The organism is Massilia sp. IC2-477 (assembly GCF_020707265.1).
Taxonomy (GTDB): domain Bacteria; phylum Pseudomonadota; class Gammaproteobacteria; order Burkholderiales; family Burkholderiaceae_D; genus Telluria.
The window spans coordinates 455,908-473,873 of the sequence record NZ_JAJFEQ010000004.1; the positions used below are offsets into that span (position 1 = coordinate 455,908).

Below are 17,966 nucleotides of genomic sequence, written 5' to 3' on the forward strand. Positions count from 1 at the left end.
CGCGCTGCTATACTTTTCCCGATGAAGTCTTCCCTCTACCACCGCCTCCAGCCCTTTGCGCGGATCGTCGCCGTCACGGCCTGCCTGTGGACCGCCATCAGCGTCCTCGGTGCACTCCAGACCTACAGCGACAACCTGCGCGCCGGGGTCGACAGCCACTATCCGGCGCTGCTGGCCACCTGGTTCGTCGAATACGCCGTGCCGCTGATCGTCCTGAGCATTGTCCTGAGCAGTGCGCTGACGCGCTGGCCGACGCTGATTGCGCGACCGCGCAACGTGGTGGCCCTGTTCGCCGTGCTGGTGCTGCTGTTCCAGCCCGCGCAATGGACGTGGATGGCGTGGCAGCGCGGGCTCCTGCAGATCGCCAGCGTCCAGGATGCCTGGCAACTGCTGCTGAAGATGCTGCTGGTCGGCTGGTTTTCGACCACCGGCACCTTTGCCGCCATCCTCGCCTTCTTTTACTTCCGCCAGGCCAGGGAGCGCGAACTGGCATGGCAACGCTCGCAGACCGACATGCTCAACCTGCGCCTCGCGCTCGAAGAACAGCGCATGCTGGCCCTGCGCGCCCAGCTGGAGCCGCATTTCCTGTTCAATGCCCTGAACGCGATCAGCGCCCTGGTGCGCGGCGGCGACCGGCCGCTGGCCCTGCACGGGATCAATCTGCTGAGCGACCTGCTGCGCTACGTCCTGTCGGCCAGCGCCGGCACCACCACCACCGTCGCCGCCGAGCTGCGCTTCGTGCAGGACTACCTGGACCTGCAGCGCCTGCGCTATGGCGACCGGCTGCGCATGCACGTCGACGGCGCCGATGCGCTGTTGCAGGAGGTCCCCTGCCCGCCACTGCTGCTGCAGCCGCTGGTCGAGAACGCGCTGCGGCACGAGCTCGACTGCACTGAAGGCGCGAGCGACATCCGCCTGGCCTTCATCCGGGAGAAGGACGTGCTGCTGGTCCGGGTCACCAATCCGGTCGGGCAGGATGCGCCGCCCAATCCCGGCGCCGGGCTCGGGCTGGCCAACACCCAGGACCGCCTGCGGCTGATGCATTCCGAGGCGTCGCTGAGCGCCGGGCGCCAGGGCGAGCGCTTCGTGGCCGAGATCCGGCTGCCGCTGGCAAGCGCGGACTGACAGGCATGACGATCCGCTACCTCATCGTCGACGACGAAGCGCCGGGCAGGATGAACCTGCGCCTGGCCATGGCGGCCCATCCGGGCTGGGAGCTGGTGGCGGAGTGCGGCGGCGCGGCGGCTGCGCGCGAAGCGCTGGCGCGGCATGCGGTCGACCTGGTATTCCTCGACATCCAGATGCCGGGACAATCCGGCCTGACGCTGGCGCGCGAGATCAGCCGCATGCTTGAACCGCCGCTGATCGTCTTCGTGACCGCCTACAGCGAGCACGCGATCGAAGCCTTCGAGGTGCACGCCCTCGATTATCTGCTCAAGCCGCTCGACGATGCGCGGCTGGCGCAGGCTGTCGAGCGCAGCGCGGCGATGCTGAGGCAGCGCCAGCGCGAGGCCTACGGGGCGGCCGTGCGCGGCTACGTGGATGCGGACAAGGGGGAAAAGACACGCTACCCCGACGCCATCGGCGTGCGCTCGGTCGGCCGCATCGAGCAGGTCAGCGTGCGCGAGATCCTGCGCATCGAATCCGCGGGCAATTACGTCGAACTGCACCTGGCCGGACGTTCCGTCCTGCACCGCATTCCCCTGAGCCGTCTCGAGGGGCTGCTGGCGCCGGACGAATTCGTGCGGGTGCACCGGGGCACGATCGTGCGGCGCAGCGAGATCGCGCGCCTTGCGATCGGCGGCGACGGCAGCTACTCCCTCACCCTGCGCTGCGGCGCCACGGTGGCGGTCAGCGAGCGCTATGCGGGCGCGCTGAAAACCATCCTGACCGGCCAGGAATCCTGAGTCAGGCGCCGGTCGGCTTGAAGCTGACCGTGGCCGACAGTCCGCCCAGGCGTTCGGACTGGCCCAGGGCCAGGGTGGCGCCATGGCGTTCAGCGATGGCCTTGATGATGGCCAGCCCCAGGCCGCTGCCGGCGGCTTCGCTGCCGGCCACCCGGTAGAAGCGGTCGAACACGCGCTCGCGTTCCTCCGGCGGGATGCCGGGTCCGCTGTCCTCGACCGTGACGCTGATGTTCCCGGCCTCGCTGCGCACCGAGATGTCGGCGGTGCCGCCTTGCGGGGTGTACTTGATCGCATTGTCGACCAGGTTGCGCAGCAGGATGTGCAGCGCATCCGGCTGCCCTTCCACGGTGGCCGGGTCGGCATGGTGCACGCCCATGTCCACACCCTTGGCCGCGGCCACGCCGGCCAGGTCGGCCACGGTGCGGCGCGCCAGGTCGCTGAGGTCGACCGGGCGCGCGGCCGTGCTGGTGGCGGCCGCTTCCTGGCGCGCCAGCACCAAGAGCTGCTCGACCAGGCGGGTGGCGCGGTCGATGCCGGCGGTCAGGCGCGACACGGCCAGCTTGCGTGCTTCCGGGGATTCCGCACGGTCCAGGCTCTGCGCCTGCAGGCGCAGCGCGGCCAGCGGGGTGCGCAGTTCGTGGGCGGCGTCGGCGACAAAGGTCTGCTGGGCGTCGAAAGCGGTTTTCACGCGCCCGAACAGCAGGTTCAGTTCCTGCACCAGCGGGCGCACCTCGTCCGGCAATCCGGCTTCCGACACCGGCGACAGGTCGTCGGCCTGGCGCGACGCGACCTGCGAGCGCACCCGCGCCACCGGATCGAGCGAGCCGCTCACCACCCACCACACGACCAGCATCAGGATCGGCATCATCACCGCGATCGGACCGAGGGTGCGCAGCGCCAGGTTACCCGCCATGTTGCGGCGCACGGCCAGGTCCTGGGCCACCTGCACAGTCTGGTTCTCGGTCTGGATCGAGAACACGCGGTAAACGGTGTTGTTGGCCTTGACGTTGGAGAAGCCGAGCACCGCGCGCTGCGGCAGCTTGGCCCGCGAGACGCTGTGGAAGACCTGCACCCCGTCGGGGGACCACATCTGCACCACCATGTCGTCGTTGTTGGTGCCGGGCTTGTCGGTCTGGGCTTCGAGGCGGCGCTGCGCCTCGGTGTTCGACAGCGGCGTGCCCGAGCGCAGCGACAAGGCCATCTGCTGCATGTGGTAGTCGAAGATCTGGTCGGCGTCGTGCAGCGCCGTGCGGTAGGCGATCGAGGCCTGCGCCAGCGCGGCGATGGTGATCGCCGCCAGCAGGTACCACAGCAGGCGCCCACGCAGCGAGTGGGTCATCCGAGGGCGAAACCTCATGCCTTGGGTACCATGTAGCCGACGCCGCGCACGTTCTGGATCAGGTCACTGCCCAGCTTCTTGCGCAGGCCGTGGATGTAGACTTCGACCGCGTTGCTGGAGACTTCGTCGCGCCAGCTGTACAGCTTTTCTTCGAGCTGGGCGCGCGAGAGCACGGCGCCCGGCCGCGCCACCAGGGCCTCGAGCACGGCCCATTCGCGCGCCGACAGCGCAACGCCCACGCCGTCCACCAGCACTTCGCGGGTGGCCGGGTTGACGGAGATGTTCTTGTATTCGAAGATGGGTTCGGCACGCCCGGCGGCACGCCGCAGCAGCGCGCGGATGCGCGCCAGCAGTTCGTCGAGATCGTAGGGCTTGAGGACGTAGTCGTCTGCGCCGGCGTCCAGTCCGGCAATGCGCTGGGCCACCGAGTCGCGCGCGGTGGCGACCAGCACCGGGGTGCGGTCCTTGCGCGTGCGCATTGAGCGCAGCACTTCGAGCCCGTCCTTGCGCGGCAGGCCCAGGTCGAGCAGGACCAGGTCGTAGTTCTGGTTTTGCAGGAGGGCCGTGTCGGCCATCTCGCCGTCCTTGACCCAGTCGACGGCGTAGTGCTCGGCCCGTAACAGGTCGAGCACTACTTCGCCGATCATCGTATCGTCTTCTACCAGCAATAGCCGCATGAATTCCCCGTTCTTGAAACCGTGCGGGTCGAGGACGCTACGCTTCCCTTAACCAATCCGCACCGGAATGAAGATTCTGTCATTCCCGCGCTGGATCAGCAAGGCCACCGACTTGCTGGCCTTGGCCACCACGTCGCGGACCTGGTCGGGCGAGTTCACCACCCGGCCGTTGACTGACACGAGCACGTCGCCCGGTTCGACGCCGGCGATCGCCGCGGCGCCTTGTACATCCTCGATCACCAGGCCCGATGCGATGCCGCTCTGGCGGCGCTCGATCGGTTCCAGCGGACGCAGGGCCAGGCCCAGCTTGGCGCTGTTGTCCGGCGCTTGCGCCAGCTCTTCCTGCGGCGCGCGCTTGGCCTTCGCGTTGGCGTCGCCCAGGGTCGCATCGACACGCACCAGCTTGCCGTCGCGCCAGACGTCGAGCGCCACGCGCTCACCCGGCTTCGACATCGAGATGTTGCTCGACAGGTCGATCGAAGACACGATCGGCTGGCCGTTGATACGGCGGATGATGTCGCCCGACTTCAGGCCGGCGCGCTCGGCCGGGCTGCCGCGCTCGACGCTCTCGACCAGCGCGCCTTCCGGCGAATCGAGGCGGAAGGCATCGGCAAAGGCCTGGCCGACTTCGCGCACGCCGACGCCCAGCTTGGCGTGCTGCACCTTGCCGGTAGCGACGATCTGGTCCTTGATCTTGACCGCGACGTCGATCGGGATCGCAAACGACAGGCCCTGGTAGCCGCCGGTCTGGCTGTAGATCTGCGAGTTGATGCCCACCACTTCGCCGCGTGTGTTGAACAGCGGCCCGCCCGAGTTGCCCGGGTTGACCGCGACGTCGGTCTGGATGAAGGGCACCTGGTTGTCCTGCAGCGAACGGCCGGTGGCGCTCACCACGCCGGCGGTGACGGTGCTTTCCAGGCCATAGGGCGAACCGATGGCCAGCACCCACTCGCCCACCAGCAGCGAACGCGATTTACCGACCGGTACCGTCGGCAGGTTCTTGCCGTCGATCTTCAGCACGGCCACGTCGGTCTTCGGGTCCGAGCCCAGGACCTTGGCGCGGAATTCGCGGCGGTCCTGCAGCTTGACGGTGACTTCGTCGGCGCCCTGCACGACGTGGGCGTTGGTCAGGATGACGCCGTCCGGGCTTACGATGAAGCCCGATCCGGCGCCGAAAACGGGAGCCGGCGCTTCCCGGCCGCCGCCGTAGCGGGGGTCCTGGAACTGCCGGAAGAATTCATAGAGCGGGTGTCCCGGCGGGATCTGCGGCGTGTTGCCGCGGTTCGCGGTCTTCATGCCACCGACTACGCGGATGTTCACCACCGCCTTGCCGTTCTGCGAGGCGATGCGGGTGAAGTCGGGCAGGGTCACGCTGCCGGCGGGTGCGGCGGCCGGTGTGACGGCAGCAGGCGCAGGTGCCGCCTGCACGGGGGCCGGGGCGGCCGTTTCGGCGGCCACGTTGTTATGGTTGACGGCAAGCGCACCGACCGCTCCGCCGATGACGCCCGCGGCACACAGGGCCAGCGTGAGGCGTTTGGCAGTGATGGCAGTGACGGCACCTTCGTTACGCATGTATGTGCTCCTGATGGAAAATGGTTGACCGATGATGTTGTCTATCGATGGGTGTAGTGTCCCAAAGCTGGCTTAGACAATGCTTAAGCTGGCAACTTTCACCCTTACATCACTCTTAAGATGCACTGTCGTTCGTAGGGTGGGCGGGGTAGTGCAGGCCAGTGGCCGGCACTACGAACGCCCACGCGTTCAAATCACCTTGGCAGGTACGCGTCGTAGTACGCGCACGAACGTTGAACGCGTGGGCGGCATAGCCGCCCACCCTACGGAAACCCTGAGCACATCGTCAAAAAGGGCGCCCCGTGGGACGCCCTCTTTCAAGCTACTACTCTGTACTGCGGGCGTTCGTCCCTTGCTTGGACTTACGCTGCTTCGCGCTGTTCCAGCGCCTGGACGTTGCCGGTATTGCCGTTAGCGTCACCAATGGTGATCTTGCGCGGCTTGAAGGCTTCCGGCACTTCGCGCACCAGTTCGATGGTCAGCATGCCGTTGTCGAAGGACGCGGCGGTGACCTTCACGTGGTTCGCCAGCTGGAAGCGCTGTTCGAAGTCGCGAGCGGCGATACCGCGGTGCAGGAAGGTGCGCTGGGTCTCGTCCTTCTGCTTGCGGCCGGTGACGTGCAGGGTGTCACGCTCGGTCACGATCTCGATCTCGTCGCGGGTGAAGCCGGCTAGGGCCATCACGATGCGGTAGTTGTCTTCGCTCACCAGTTCGATGTTGTACGGAGGGTAGCTCGGCTCGCCACGCTGCTCGAGCAGGCTGGCCAGGCGATCGAAACCGATGGCGGAACGGTACAGGGGAGTCAGGTCGAAAGTACGCATGATAAATATCCTTTTAAGTTAAGCGATAAGTTGCCGGACCTCATCGTGAGCATCCGGTGAGTCCAATCTAGTGCCACCCTAATGCACTTTCAAGACATACGAAATATGGATTTTTAGTACGTTTTTCAAATATTATTTGCATATGCATGAGGGATTGAAACATTGCTAGCGTGCTAAACTCGACCGGTTTTTACTCTTCCGGAGCGACCAAACATGAAGACCATCGGCCTGATCGGCGGCATGAGCTGGGAGTCGACCGTCCCCTACTACCGCAGCATCAACGAGACCGTGCGCGAGCTGCGCGGCGGCCTGCATTCGGCAAAACTGGTGCTGGTGAGCGTGGACTTCGACGAGGTCGAGCGCCTGCAGCGCGCCGGCGACTGGGACCGGGCCGGGCTTCTCCTGGCCGACTGCGCGCGCAGTCTTGAAAGCGCTGGCGCCGACTTCATCGTCCTGTGCACCAACACCATGCACAAGGTGGCGGCTGCGATCGAAGCGGCTGCCGGCATCCCGCTGTTTTACATCGCCGATCCCACCGCGGAAGCGATCCGCGCCCAGGGCCTGCGCAGAATCGGACTGCTCGGCACGCGCTTCACGATGGAGCAGGATTTCTACCGCGCGCGCCTCCAGCAGCACGGCCTCGAGGTGCTGGTGCCGGAAGAAGCGGGTCGCGCGCTGGTGCACCGCGTGATCTACGAGGAGCTTTGCCAGGGCAAGGTGCTCGATGCTTCGCGGGATGCCTACCGCGTCGTCATCCAGGAGCTGGTGGACGCGGGCGCCGAAGCCGTCATCCTCGGCTGCACCGAGATCGCTCTGCTGGTCGGTCCCGCCGACAGCCCGGTGCCGGTGTTCGACACCACCGCACTGCACGCGCGCAAGGCCGCCGAATTTGCGCTAAGGTGAGGCCCCCGAGCCACGCCCCTATGCTTCCATGTTTTCGATCGTCCTGAATATCGTCGGTACCCTGTTCCATCTGTACGTCGCGGCCCGCCTGTACTCGCTCGATGCGGTGCGCACCCACATCCCGCGGCGCGCCTGGTGGATCGGCGCCTTCCTGGTCTGGCTGCTGTATTTCGTCGGCGTGCGCGTCGGCGACGAAGCGCTCGACTGGCGCTGGTGGCCGGGGCAGTTCGCCCTGACCTGGCTCGGGATTACCTTCGTGATGTCGCTGTGCCTCCTGGCAGCGGACCTGGCGAGCGGCTTCGGGTTCTGGTGGCGCGCGCATACGCAGAAGCTGCGCGCGATCGGCGCGATCGCCGGCGTGCTGCTGGCGGCCTTCGCCCTGTTCCAGGGCATGCGCGCACCTAGCATCGTCGAGCAGGAAGTGGTGATGAAGGACCTGCCGCGCGCGCTGGACGGCACCGTGATCGTGGCCGTCAGCGACATCCACCTCGGCGCCCAGCGCCGCTCGGAATGGCTGGCTGCGCGGGTTGCGCAGATCAATGCCCTGCAGCCCGCGGCAGTCCTGCTGCTGGGCGACCAGGTCGAGGACAATCCGGTGGGAGAGCCCCAGCTGGCGCCGACCCTGCGCGGCCTGCGTGCTCCTTTAGGCGTGTGGGCGGTGACAGGCAACCACGAGTTCTACGGCGACGTCGAGACCACCGTGTCCGAATTCCAGCAAGGCGGCGTGCGCTGGCTGCGCGACCGCCAGGTGGAACTGGCGCCGGGCCTGGTGCTGGCGGGGATCGAGGACATCGGCCGCACGATGCGCAATGAAGGCGACTACACGGGCGGCCTGGCGCGCACCATCCCGACGCGCACCGATACCGCGACCATCCTGATGTCGCACATCCCCGCTCCCGACATCATCCAGGAAGCGCGCGAACGCGGCGTCGACCTGATGCTGTCCGGGCATACCCACGGCGGCCAGATCTGGCCCTTCAGCTATGCAGTGCAGCAGCGCTTCGCCAGGTATGCGGGCGCCTACGACGTCGAGGGCATGCTGCTGTACGTGACGCGCGGCGCCGGCAGCTGGGGCCCGCGCATGCGCCTGTGGAAGCCGGGCGAGATCATCCGCCTGACCTTGCGCACGCCCGCTTGAAGCGGCCGCGCCTTGTGGCCCGGCACCCGCATGTCATATACTGCGACATCGAGTCACAACCAATGCCAGCATGAAAACACTCAGCGAGAAGCGCCAGGACATGACGCGCGGCCTCATCCTCGACGCCGCCTTCGAACTGCTGCGCGAGGGCGCCGTCAGCGAACTGACCGTGCGCGCCGTCGCCCAGCATGCGGTGATCTCGGAACGCACGGTGTTTCGCTATTTTCCGTCGCGCGAGGCCCTGCTCGACGCGGTCGCTGCCTGGCTGCTCGAGCGGATGGCGATTCCGGCTGTCCCGGAATCGCGCGATGGCCTGCTGGGCGCGCCGCGCCTGCTGTACCAGGCGTTCGAAGACCGCGCCGACACGACGCGCGCGGCGCTCCATCCCGAATTGATCGGCCGGATCCGCGCCCTGCAGGCCAATGGCCGCTGGGAGGCCGTGTCGCGCCTGCTGGCCGCGATCGCCCCGAAGGCCGGCGCGGCTGAGCAGCGTATCGCGGCGGCGAACATCTGCTACCACCTGACGGCAAGCTCGTGGAATTACTACCGCAGCGCCTTCGGCTTCGAGCTGGAGGAATGCATTGCCTGCGCGGAAGCGGCGGTGCGCCAGGCGCTGGACGGTATTGGCGGCGTCAAGCGCAAATAAACGGGGGCTGGATTATGAGAGTAATAGCCTGCCGACCCAGGCCAGGTTGATTATCCAGGGCGCCAGCGCCAACAAGGGAAATAACAGCGGCAATTCAGCCCCGATGAATTCCGGATCGGGGTTTCTGTTTATTTCCGTGAATATGTCCGGAAACTGCTCGGGCAATATCATCATTATTCCAGGCATTAAACCGATCAGCCCGGCGGGGAGAAACGGACCTGGTGACGCTCGCCGATCGCCAGCATCTTGTCCAGGTCGGCAGGCATGTTCCTGACATGCGCATCGACTTCCCGGAAGAAGGTTTCGGCATGGGCCGGCGCATCGAAAATGATCACCCGCGCCGGGGTGTCGGACTGTCCTTCGAAGGCGTGTTCGGTGTCCGCCGGGGCGTACAGGAAGTCGCCCGCCCGCATCAGGTGACGCTCGCCGCCGACGAGGAAACCGACTTCGCCGCTGATGACGTAATAGGCTTCGCCCCAGGGGTGGGAATGGGGCGGCGCGCCCGAACCCTTGGGCAGGGTGACTTCCATCAAAGACCATTGATTGCCCGTCTGGGCTGCCGTGCACAGGAAACGCGTTTGCGTGCCGAGGATGCACAGGGCATTGCCCTCGCCTTGCCGCGTGATGACCGCTTGATTCGACATCTCTTCCTCCATCATGAATGTCACACACTATGACATTGTGACGCGCACACTGTCAACACAAAAATACAGGCATTGTCGCGAATGCGACGGCAGCTCTCTCCTTTGGAATGGGCCCTACAAATCAGGGACAATTTATCGACAGTTTAGGAAAGAAATGCGGCGATCGAATCCCTAGCATGTTTACGCGATTGAATTAATCAAGCTCATCCGCATAAACTCTATTTTGCAAAGGGAATACCATGAAACAAACCGGATTCATTCTTATCGGCGCCGCATTCTGCGCCACCCTCGCCGCCTGCGGTGGCGGCAGTGACAGTCCGGCCATGCCGGACCGCCTGGCCGGCAACGGCATCGCCGTCGGCGAGCCGAACGGCGGCGCCCCAGTCGTCTCCGAGTTCATCAAGCTGGCCCAGGACGCGAGCTGCGCCACCACGCGCAACAATCTGTTCGTCGTCGACGGCAAATATGTGCTGTGGGACCGTGCCGGCGAGTGCGCCGACAATGCCGCCGCTCTCAAGCTGATGGGACCGACGCCGGGCGCCGTGCTGTGCGAAGCGGCGGACGGCATCGCCGGGCCGCGCAGCAGCTGCAGCGACGACAAGCTCCTGCCGCTGTTCGACACCATGCGCAAGAACGTCGACAAGCCCGACCTCGGCCTGGGCAGCAGCCACCGCGTCGACTACGTTCCTTTCCTGCCGAAGCCCGACACCTCGCTCTCGTTCACGCCGCTGGTGGAAGACAGCTATTCGAAGATCGCGCAGCCGCGCCAGGTCGTGGTGCGCGACGCCGCCGCCTGGGCCGCGCTCTGGGCCGAGCATGGCCAGGCGCGCCCGCTGCCGGAAGTCGACTTCAGCCAGCACATGCTGGTCGGCGTCTTCGCCGGCAATACGGCCGATGCGTGCACGACGAGCTTCGTCGCCCACATCGTCTCGCGCGGCGGCAAGCTGGTGGTCGAATACGTGGAGCGTGACACCAGCCAGGTGGAGGCCTGCGCCCAGGTGGTCGGCCAGCCGATGCAGATCGTGCAGCTCGCACGCGTCGATGCGCCGGTAGAGTTCAGCAAGGTGACGATCGAGCGCCTGGCCTTCCGCACCCTCGACCAGCGTGCCTACTCCCGCATCGCCACGCCGCGCAAGCTGGTGGTGCGCGATGGCGCGACCTGGGCCGCGCTGTGGGCGGAACACGCCGGCGCCACCGTCGTGCCGGACGTCGACTTCGACAGCAAGATGGTGATCGGGGTCTTCCTGGGATCGCGGCCCAGCGGCTGCTACGGCACCAGCATCGAACGCCTGACCCTGACCGGCGACAAGCTGATGGTCGTGCACGTCGACACCGAGCCCGGCCCCGGCGTCGCCTGCACCCAGGCCTTCACCTCGGCGGCCCACCTGGTCGTGGTCGACCGCAGCGAGCGTGCGGTCAGCTTCGAAGCCCTGGTGCGCACGCTCAAGTAGGCGCTACAGCTCCCACTGCAGCTTGAAGGTCAGCGACTTGCTGCGCGTGCCGACCAGCGGCATCTTTTCATCCACGTAGCCGGCCGAGGCGATGCGCCCGTGGCGCCACTGGTAGCGGTACAGCAGCGAGCGGTGCACCTGGCGTTCGTTCCAGGCTTCGAGCCTTGTCACGCCATCGTCGCGCCGTGCGGCCCAGGTGTTCTGGGCCAGCAGGCGCAGCGAGTCGCGCGGGCTGAAGTGCAGGTTGGCGAGCCAGCGCCAGGCATTGTCGGCAAAGGCCGGGTGGCCGAGCGTGCCCTGGACCCAGGCGCGATTGAAGTGGTGGTCGAGTTCCAGCGACCAGCCCCGGCGCAGGGGGAAGCGCAGGCCGACGTCCAGCGTCACGTTGCCGCCCGGGCCGACTCGGTCGGCGTCGGCATCGAGCTGGCGTCCGAGCGCGATTTCTCCCGCAATCTTCGAGACCCAAGGCAGCGGCGTGCTCGCAAAACCAAGGTGCAGCGCGCGCGTGTCGTGCAGCCTGCCCCGGGGGCGGGCGCGCTGGCGGTCGAAGCCGAGCAGGGTCCAGAACTCGGTCTGGCGCGGTGCCATCATCCAGATGCCGGGGCGCAGTTCACGCGTGACGACTTCGCCGCCCGGCTGTCCGCTGGCGCGGTCGTGCAGGGTGCGCACCTCGGCCAGCTGCAGCAGGGTCTCGAACTCGTACAGCTCCAGCCCCGCGAAGGATTGCTGACCGCGCTTGCGGGCGATTTCGGCCGTGCCCTTGACGATACCGGCCTGCGGCACGAAGCCGTTGTCGTTCACGAAACCGGGCGCGATCGCTTCCAGCGCGAACTCGTTCCACCAGTCATCCGAACTGTGGATGTATTTGCCATGCAGGTAGCCGCCCGACTGACGGCCGCGGCGCAGCGGCCGCCCATCCTCGTCGAAGCCGGAGGTGGCGCGCGCATGCATGGCGGTGACGACGGCCTGTCCCTGGGCGCCGCCGAAGGTGTCGCCGCGCCACTGGGCGTCCATGCCGATCACGTCATTGCTCCCCAGGTCCTCGACCGCGCGCTGCGAGGCAAAGGCCCCCAGTAGCAGGCCATCGCCGTGCCAGCGCCCGCGCCACAGGCTGGCCCGGGTCGGACGCGGCTGGATATACTCGAGGGTCTCGTAGGGCCGGCCGCGCAGCACCAGGCCGCCCTCCTGGTCGCGCAGGCTCATGGCAGTGGCGTCAGCATCGGCCGCGCGCCAGGTGGCGCGCAGGCCCCAGGCCGGGTTGCCCACGGTGCGCGAATAAAAGGCCGGCAGCGGCAGGCCGAGCACGTCGGCGCTCTCGAGGAAGAAGCCGCGCTTTTCCGGCAGGCTGAGGGCGATGTTGCCGGCGCCCTGGGACACCGGCTGGTCGACCTCGACCTGCGAATAGTCCGGGTTGATGGTGGCGTTGAACACCCAGTCGGCGCGCGGCCGCGCATTGATCTCCAGGCCCAGTTCGGCCTGGTGCCCGCGTCTGGGCAGGCCTTCGTGTGCGCCACGCTCGGCGCGAAGGGTCAGTTCGGGGCGCAGCTCGAGAAAGCGCCGGTCGCGCACCGCGGCCACGGTGTCGTCCATGCCCTCGACGTCGCGCAGGAAGGACAGGTGGCTCAAGGCGTCCAGGCGCAGCGGCGCGCTGACCAGCAGGGTGCCGTCGGCGTGCGGCACGCTGCGCTCGACCAGCAGGCGCCAGTCCTTGCCGCCGCGGTAGGGAAAACGCAGGTTCGACAGCGGCCAGCGCACTTCCATGCTGTAGCCGTCAGGCAGGCGCGTGACCGCGGCTTCGACCGGGAAGTCCGGACCGAGGTCGGATTCATCGTCGTCCGCCCGGTGCAGGCCGTCGCTGACCACGCCGGCCAGGTTCACGCGCACGAACTGGGCGGCGCGGCCGTGGCCGACCGGGTCGATCCAGATGCCGATGAAGTCCTGGTCGAGGTCGACCTTGTCGCGCCGCGCCAGCGCCCCGCGCATCCTGTCCGGCGCGTCGTCCCAGGCGCGGATGCCGAACACCAGGGCCTGGTCGTCGACCAGCAGCTGCACCGTGGTACGCAGGCCGCCTGCGGCCTCCTTGCCGTCGCGCGGGGCGTGCTTGTGGAAGCCGTCGTAGGCCGGGGCGCGCTGCCAGGCGGCGTCGTCGAGGCGGCCGTCGATGGCGGGAGCGGGGCCGGCATTGCGCACGGCGCGCAGGCCATGGCGCTCGTCGGCAGCGACAGCGTCGGCGGCAAGCAGGATGCTCAGGGCGATACCAGGAAGGCGATACGGGAAGCGCGACACGTTCGGAGAAGAAGAGGCGGACAACCGGCGAGTGTAGCATGTGCCTTTGACAACAGGAACCTGCAACACCCCCTCCCATTCGGGAGAGGCTCAATCCGGCAAGCGGGCGTCCTTCGCGACCATCTCCTGCAGCGTCTCGCGCGGCAGCGCCGGGCTGAAATAATAGCCCTGCATTTCGTCGCACTCGTGCTGGCGCAGGAAGGCGATCTGTTCGCGCGTCTCGACGCCTTCCGCGATCACCTTGAGCCTGAGGTTGTGGCCGAGCGCGATGATGGCACGCGTGATGACCAGCTGGCCGTCGTGGCCGACGTCGCCCAGGAAGGAGCGGTCGATCTTGATGTAATCGACCGGGAATTTCTGCAGGTGGCTCAGGCTCGAATAGCCGGTCCCGAAGTCGTCGATCGACAGGCGCACGCCGAGTGCCTTGAGCTGGGCCAGCGCCTCCAGCGCTTCTTCCGGATGGTCCATCAGGTGGCTTTCCGTCACCTCGAGTTCGAGCTTGCGCGGGTCGACCCCGTGGCGGCGCAAGCGCTCCCCGAGCCGCTCGGCGAACTGGCGCTGGCGCAGCTGGCGCGCCGACAGGTTGACCGCGATGACGAAATCGTCGACGCCGAGCGCCGCCATGGCCTTGAGCGCGGCGCAGGCCTCGTCGATCACCCACTCGCCCAGCGGCACGATCAGTCCGGTTTCCTCGGCCACCGGGATGAAGCGCTCGGGCGGAATCAGCCCGTCCACCGGGTGGCGCCAGCGCACCAGTGCTTCGGCCCCCACGACCTTGCCGCTGCGCAGGTCGACCTTGGGCTGGTAATCCAGCACCATTTCGTTGTCGCGGATGGCACGGCTCAGGTTCGCTTCCAGCATCAGGTGCTCGTGCACGATCTGGTTCAGCTCGGCCGAATAGAACTGGAAGTTGTTCTTGCCGAGGGTCTTGGCGTGGTACATGGCGGCGTCGGCGGCGCGCATCATCTTCTCAAGACTGTCGCCGTCGTCGGGAAAGACGCTGACGCCGATGCTGGTGCCGGGGACGATCTCGTGCTCCCCGACCCGGACCGGCGCGGTGATGCTGCGGCGGATGCGCTCGATCAGTTCGGCGACCTCGGCGTGGCTGGCCGGGTCGCAGATGAGCAGGACGAATTCGTCGCCGCCCATGCGGGCGATGGTGTCTTCCTCGCGCATGCTGGCGCGCAGGCGCTGGGCCACTTCGCGCAACACCGCGTCGCCGGCGTCGTGGCCGAAGTTGTCGTTGATGTGCTTGAAGTTGTCGAGGTCGAGGAAGGCCAGCGCCACCATGAAGCCGTCGCGCTCCGCGCACTCGATGGCGTGGCGCAGGCGCTCCTGCAGCAGGTTGCGGTTGGCCAGGCCGGTGAGCGGGTCGTGGTGGGCCAGGTGGTGCAACCTGCGCTCGTAGTGACGGGCTTCGGTGATGTCGTTGATGACCCCGACAAAGTGGGTGATGTCGCCGTCGAGGTTGGCCACCGGGTCGATGCGCAGGTCGTTCCAGAACACCTCGCCGTTCTTGCGCACGTTGCGCAGCACGGCGCGCACGCCTTCCTTGCGCCGCAGGGCCTCGCGGATGCGGCTGCGCTCGTCCTCGTCGCAGCCGTCGATGCGCATGAAGCGCGGGTCCGAGCCGCGGATCTCGGCCAGGGTGTAGCCGGTGATGCGCTCGAAAGCGGGATTGACGTATTCGATCCGGTGCTCGCCTTCTTCGCAATGGGTGATGACGATCGCGTTCAGGCTCGAGTAGATGGCGCGCTCGCGCACCCGCAGGCCGTGCTCGGCCTGCCGGCGCGCGGTGATGTCCAGGCCGGTGCCGAACACGACCGGTACATTGCCCAGGGTACTGCGGGCACACTGGAACAGGAAGGAGCTGCGCTTGCCGTGCTTGCTCACCAGCTCGGCCTCATGAGTGGAACAGCCGGTCTCGAAGGCGCCGAGGATCTTGTCGACGATCAGGGGCCGGTCCTTGTCGTCGAAGAAAAACTTGACGTTCGTGCTCGGCAGCTCCCCGGCCTGCATCTCGAGCGCTTCTTCCAGCGCACGGTTCCACAGCAGCAGGTGGCCGCTCTGGTCGATAACATAGAACACGCAGGGCAGCGACTCGATGAGGTCGGCCACCGGCAGGTCCTGGATCAGGGCGTAGCGCGGCGGATGGCGGCCATTGCGCGGGATCAGGATGACGCTGTAGGTGCCGGGGGCATCGGGGTCGAAGGACTGGGGCGCGACCGTGATGCGCACCGGCAGGCGCTGGCCGTCGGCGGTTTTCAGCACGCCCTCGTTCTCGGCATCGGCGCGCGCCGCCAGGCGCTGCTTTGCCCCCGACGCAGCGGCGCCCGGCGGCTCGTCGAACTCGACGATGCGGTCCAGGGTCATGCCCTGGATGTCGGCCGCGCCGTAGCCGGCCAGCTTTTCGCAAGCCTTGTTCCAGCTCCTGACGGTGCCTGCCGCATCGACGACGAACACGGCAAGGGGCAAGGGCGAGAGGTTCAACGCTTCTCCTGGATGGCCGCATGTGGGGGGGCGGCGCGCAGTGAACGTACTTTGTCAATACATCATAGCGCAGCGCGCCACTGCCGGGTCGCACGCGAGGACAGGCTGCCTTACAATGCGCAACATGGGACAGGCAACGGTGGTGATCGATCCGGCGCAGGTGGAATTCAGCGCGATCCGGGCGCAGGGTCCGGGCGGACAGAATGTGAACAAGGTGTCGTGCGCGGTACACGCGCGCTTCGACGTGGGCGCCTCGTCCCTGCCGGCGGACGTCAAGGAGCGCCTGCTGGCGCTGCGCGACGCGCGCATCACCGCGGAAGGCGTGATCGTCCTGAAGGCCCAGGGCTCGCGCAGCCTCGAGCAGAACAAGCTCGATGCGCTGGCGCGCCTGCAGGCGCTGGTCGACCGTGCGGCAAGCGTGCCCCTGGTACGCCGCGCCACCCGGCCGACGCGCGGATCGCAGCTGCGCCGGCTCGACTCGAAGGCGAAGAGCAGCCGGGTCAAGGCGCTGCGCGGCAAGGTCAGCGAGTAGGAAAGCGCGGGCGCGTAGCCAGGGGCGCCCAGCCGGGCCGTCTAACCCTGGGTGGCTCCGCCCGGGCCCGCCTTCTGGATCATGGCGGCGACGTTCTGCAGCTCGCGCACCACGCCGATGACGGTGGGCTCGAATCGTTCGAACATGTACTGGGTGGCGGCTTCGGCGCTCAAGCCTTCCGGCGTTTCGTGCACCAGGCGCTTCATCGCCAGTTCGCGCACATGGTAGGCAAACAGCAGTTCGCTGTAATCGGTCGTCTTGGTTTCCATCGCTTCCTCATCCGCTTCATCCAGACCGGGACAATAGCATGCGGTCGGCGCTATCATCTTGCCGTCGACATTACGGAAGCACACCCATGTCCCCTGCCCTGCATGCTGCGCTCGACCGGCCGGTCTGGTCGGCCCTCACCGGCGGCCACCGCCACTTCGCCCTCGGCGCTGCGCTGGCCAAACGCTACCCGCGCGATGTCGGTCCCTTCGCCGCCCTTGCCGACGACAGCCGGGAAGCCTGGGATGCCCTGGGCGCGCTGTTGCAGCCCGGCGAGGCCGTCATGCTGGTCACGCCTTCGGCGCCGCCGCAAGCAGCCGGCTTTGCGCTCACTCCGCTCGATCCGGTGCTGCAGATGATCGCCACGCGTGCGCCTGAGCCATCCACGCTGCCCTTGCTGGTGCTGGGTGCGGCGGACGCGCCTGACATGCGCGCGCTGGCCGAGCTGACCAATCCAGGACCGTTTGCCGGGCGCACCCACGAGCTGGGCGAGTTCCTCGGCATCCGCGCAGGCGGGCGGCTGGCGGCGATGACGGGAGAGCGGATGCGCCCGACGGGTGCGGTCGAGGTGAGCGCGGTGTGCGTGCATCCGGATTTCCGTGGCAAGGCCTATGCGCGCCAGCTTCTGGCCGAGCGCACGCGCCGCATCGCCGCGCAGGGCGACCAGCCTTTCCTGCATGTGTATCCGAGCAACAAGGGTGCGATCGCCCTGTACGAATCCTTGGGCTATGTGGTGCGGACCCAGCTGCACCTGACGCGTGTTGCGCTGGCGCCTTGATGCCGGCTCAGGTGTGCAGAAGCTTGAGGAGATGGTCGATCCGGTAGGGTTTGGCGATGAACAGCTGCTTGAGCGGCTGGCCGTTGAACATGGACGGGGCCATGTAGCCGGATGCCAGGATGATCTTGACCTTGGGATAGTTGCGTGAAATCCGCTCGGCCAGTTCCAGGCCATTCATGCCGGGCATCATGACGTCGGAAATGACGGCGTCGATGTCGGGATGGGTGGCCAGCAGCTCGAGGGCCTGGGCGGCGGAATAGGCGACCATGGCATCCAGACCATGCGCCGACAGCAACATCTCGGCCAGGTCGGCGACGTCGGCTTCGTCATCGACGACCAGCACCTTGCGGATGCCGCCCACCTGCGCTTCCGTGTCTTCCCCGTAGGGCTGTCCAGCACCAGGAGGGAATCCCGGATGTCCCGCGCTGCACCAGCGGCTGCTCATCAAGCCGAACACTCAGCCTCCATCCCATGCATGATCGATTGCCGACGCAGGCGCAATGCAACATGCACGC

General features: G+C 67.1%; 17 protein-coding genes. 8 read left to right on the top strand and 9 right to left on the bottom strand.

Features of this window, described 5'->3' with window-relative positions:
- Positions 1-21 precede the first annotated feature (21 nt).
- Positions 22-1,125: a sensor histidine kinase gene (locus LK542_RS10875; protein WP_227811915.1), complete on the top strand. Its 1,104-nt coding sequence runs from the start codon at positions 22-24 to the stop codon at positions 1,123-1,125.
- Between the two features lie 5 nt (positions 1,126-1,130).
- Positions 1,131-1,907: a LytTR family DNA-binding domain-containing protein gene (locus tag LK542_RS10880; protein WP_227811916.1), complete on the top strand. Its 777-nt coding sequence runs from the start codon at positions 1,131-1,133 to the stop codon at positions 1,905-1,907.
- Position 1,908: 1 nt separating this feature from the next.
- On the opposite strand, the gene LK542_RS10885 is transcribed toward LK542_RS10880, so the two are convergent.
- The 4 genes from LK542_RS10885 to LK542_RS10900 form a co-directional block, all read right to left on the bottom strand.
- Complete coding sequence (locus LK542_RS10885) at positions 1,909-3,246, bottom strand: ATP-binding protein (protein ID WP_227811917.1); 1,338 nt, start codon at positions 3,244-3,246, stop codon at positions 1,909-1,911.
- Positions 3,247-3,260: 14 nt separating this feature from the next.
- Complete coding sequence (locus LK542_RS10890) at positions 3,261-3,923, bottom strand: response regulator transcription factor (RefSeq protein ID WP_227799236.1); 663 nt, start codon at positions 3,921-3,923, stop codon at positions 3,261-3,263.
- A 48-nt stretch (positions 3,924-3,971) separates the two neighbouring features.
- On the bottom strand, positions 3,972-5,495 hold the full coding sequence (locus LK542_RS10895; RefSeq protein WP_227811918.1) for a Do family serine endopeptidase: 1,524 nt from the start codon (positions 5,493-5,495) through the stop codon (positions 3,972-3,974).
- A gap of 362 nt (positions 5,496-5,857) precedes the next feature.
- The gene (locus LK542_RS10900; RefSeq protein WP_227799238.1) at positions 5,858-6,316 is read right to left on the bottom strand and encodes an Hsp20 family protein; all 459 of its coding nucleotides are present in this window, start codon (positions 6,314-6,316) and stop codon (positions 5,858-5,860) included.
- A gap of 213 nt (positions 6,317-6,529) precedes the next feature.
- On the opposite strand from LK542_RS10900, the gene LK542_RS10905 reads away from it, so the two are divergent.
- From LK542_RS10905 to LK542_RS10915, 3 genes are all read left to right on the top strand, one after another.
- Positions 6,530-7,219, top strand: a complete 690-nt coding sequence (locus LK542_RS10905) for an aspartate/glutamate racemase family protein (RefSeq protein WP_227811919.1) — start codon at positions 6,530-6,532, stop codon at positions 7,217-7,219.
- Positions 7,220-7,247: 28 nt separating this feature from the next.
- Entirely contained in the window at positions 7,248-8,357 is a 1,110-nt protein-coding gene (locus tag LK542_RS10910; protein ID WP_227811920.1) for a metallophosphoesterase, read from the top strand.
- 70 nt (positions 8,358-8,427) lie between these two features.
- Positions 8,428-9,003, top strand: a complete 576-nt coding sequence (locus LK542_RS10915) for a helix-turn-helix domain-containing protein (RefSeq protein WP_227811921.1) — start codon at positions 8,428-8,430, stop codon at positions 9,001-9,003.
- 194 nt (positions 9,004-9,197) lie between these two features.
- Here the strand turns inward: LK542_RS10915 and LK542_RS10920 are convergent, their stop codons facing one another.
- Positions 9,198-9,647 (bottom strand): cupin domain-containing protein, encoded by a 450-nt coding sequence (locus LK542_RS10920; protein ID WP_227811922.1) that lies wholly within the window; start codon positions 9,645-9,647, stop codon positions 9,198-9,200.
- 239 nt (positions 9,648-9,886) lie between these two features.
- Here LK542_RS10920 and LK542_RS10925 point away from each other — a divergent pair, with 239 nt between their 5' ends.
- Positions 9,887-11,098, top strand: a complete 1,212-nt coding sequence (locus LK542_RS10925; protein WP_227811923.1) for a protease complex subunit PrcB family protein — start codon at positions 9,887-9,889, stop codon at positions 11,096-11,098.
- Positions 11,099-11,101: 3 nt separating this feature from the next.
- Here the strand turns inward: LK542_RS10925 and LK542_RS10930 are convergent, their stop codons facing one another.
- Positions 11,102-13,408, bottom strand: coding sequence for a hypothetical protein (locus tag LK542_RS10930; protein WP_227811924.1), 2,307 nt, complete (start codon positions 13,406-13,408; stop codon positions 11,102-11,104).
- Positions 13,409-13,474: 66 nt separating this feature from the next.
- Positions 13,475-15,874, bottom strand: coding sequence for an EAL domain-containing protein (locus LK542_RS10935; RefSeq protein ID WP_227811925.1), 2,400 nt, complete (start codon positions 15,872-15,874; stop codon positions 13,475-13,477).
- A 115-nt stretch (positions 15,875-15,989) separates the two neighbouring features.
- Here LK542_RS10935 and arfB point away from each other — a divergent pair, with 115 nt between their 5' ends.
- On the top strand, positions 15,990-16,406 hold the full coding sequence (arfB, locus tag LK542_RS10940; protein WP_374040132.1) for an alternative ribosome rescue aminoacyl-tRNA hydrolase ArfB: 417 nt from the start codon (positions 15,990-15,992) through the stop codon (positions 16,404-16,406).
- 41 nt (positions 16,407-16,447) lie between these two features.
- Here arfB and LK542_RS10945 read toward each other — a convergent pair whose 3' ends face one another.
- Entirely contained in the window at positions 16,448-16,675 is a 228-nt protein-coding gene (locus LK542_RS10945; RefSeq protein ID WP_227811926.1) for a hypothetical protein, read from the bottom strand.
- Between the two features lie 86 nt (positions 16,676-16,761).
- Between LK542_RS10945 and LK542_RS10950 the strand changes: the two genes are divergently transcribed.
- The gene (locus LK542_RS10950; protein WP_227799249.1) at positions 16,762-17,451 is read left to right on the top strand and encodes a GNAT family N-acetyltransferase; all 690 of its coding nucleotides are present in this window, start codon (positions 16,762-16,764) and stop codon (positions 17,449-17,451) included.
- A gap of 7 nt (positions 17,452-17,458) precedes the next feature.
- Here the strand turns inward: LK542_RS10950 and LK542_RS10955 are convergent, their stop codons facing one another.
- Positions 17,459-17,908: a response regulator gene (locus LK542_RS10955; RefSeq protein WP_227799250.1), complete on the bottom strand. Its 450-nt coding sequence runs from the start codon at positions 17,906-17,908 to the stop codon at positions 17,459-17,461.
- Positions 17,909-17,966 lie beyond the last annotated feature (58 nt).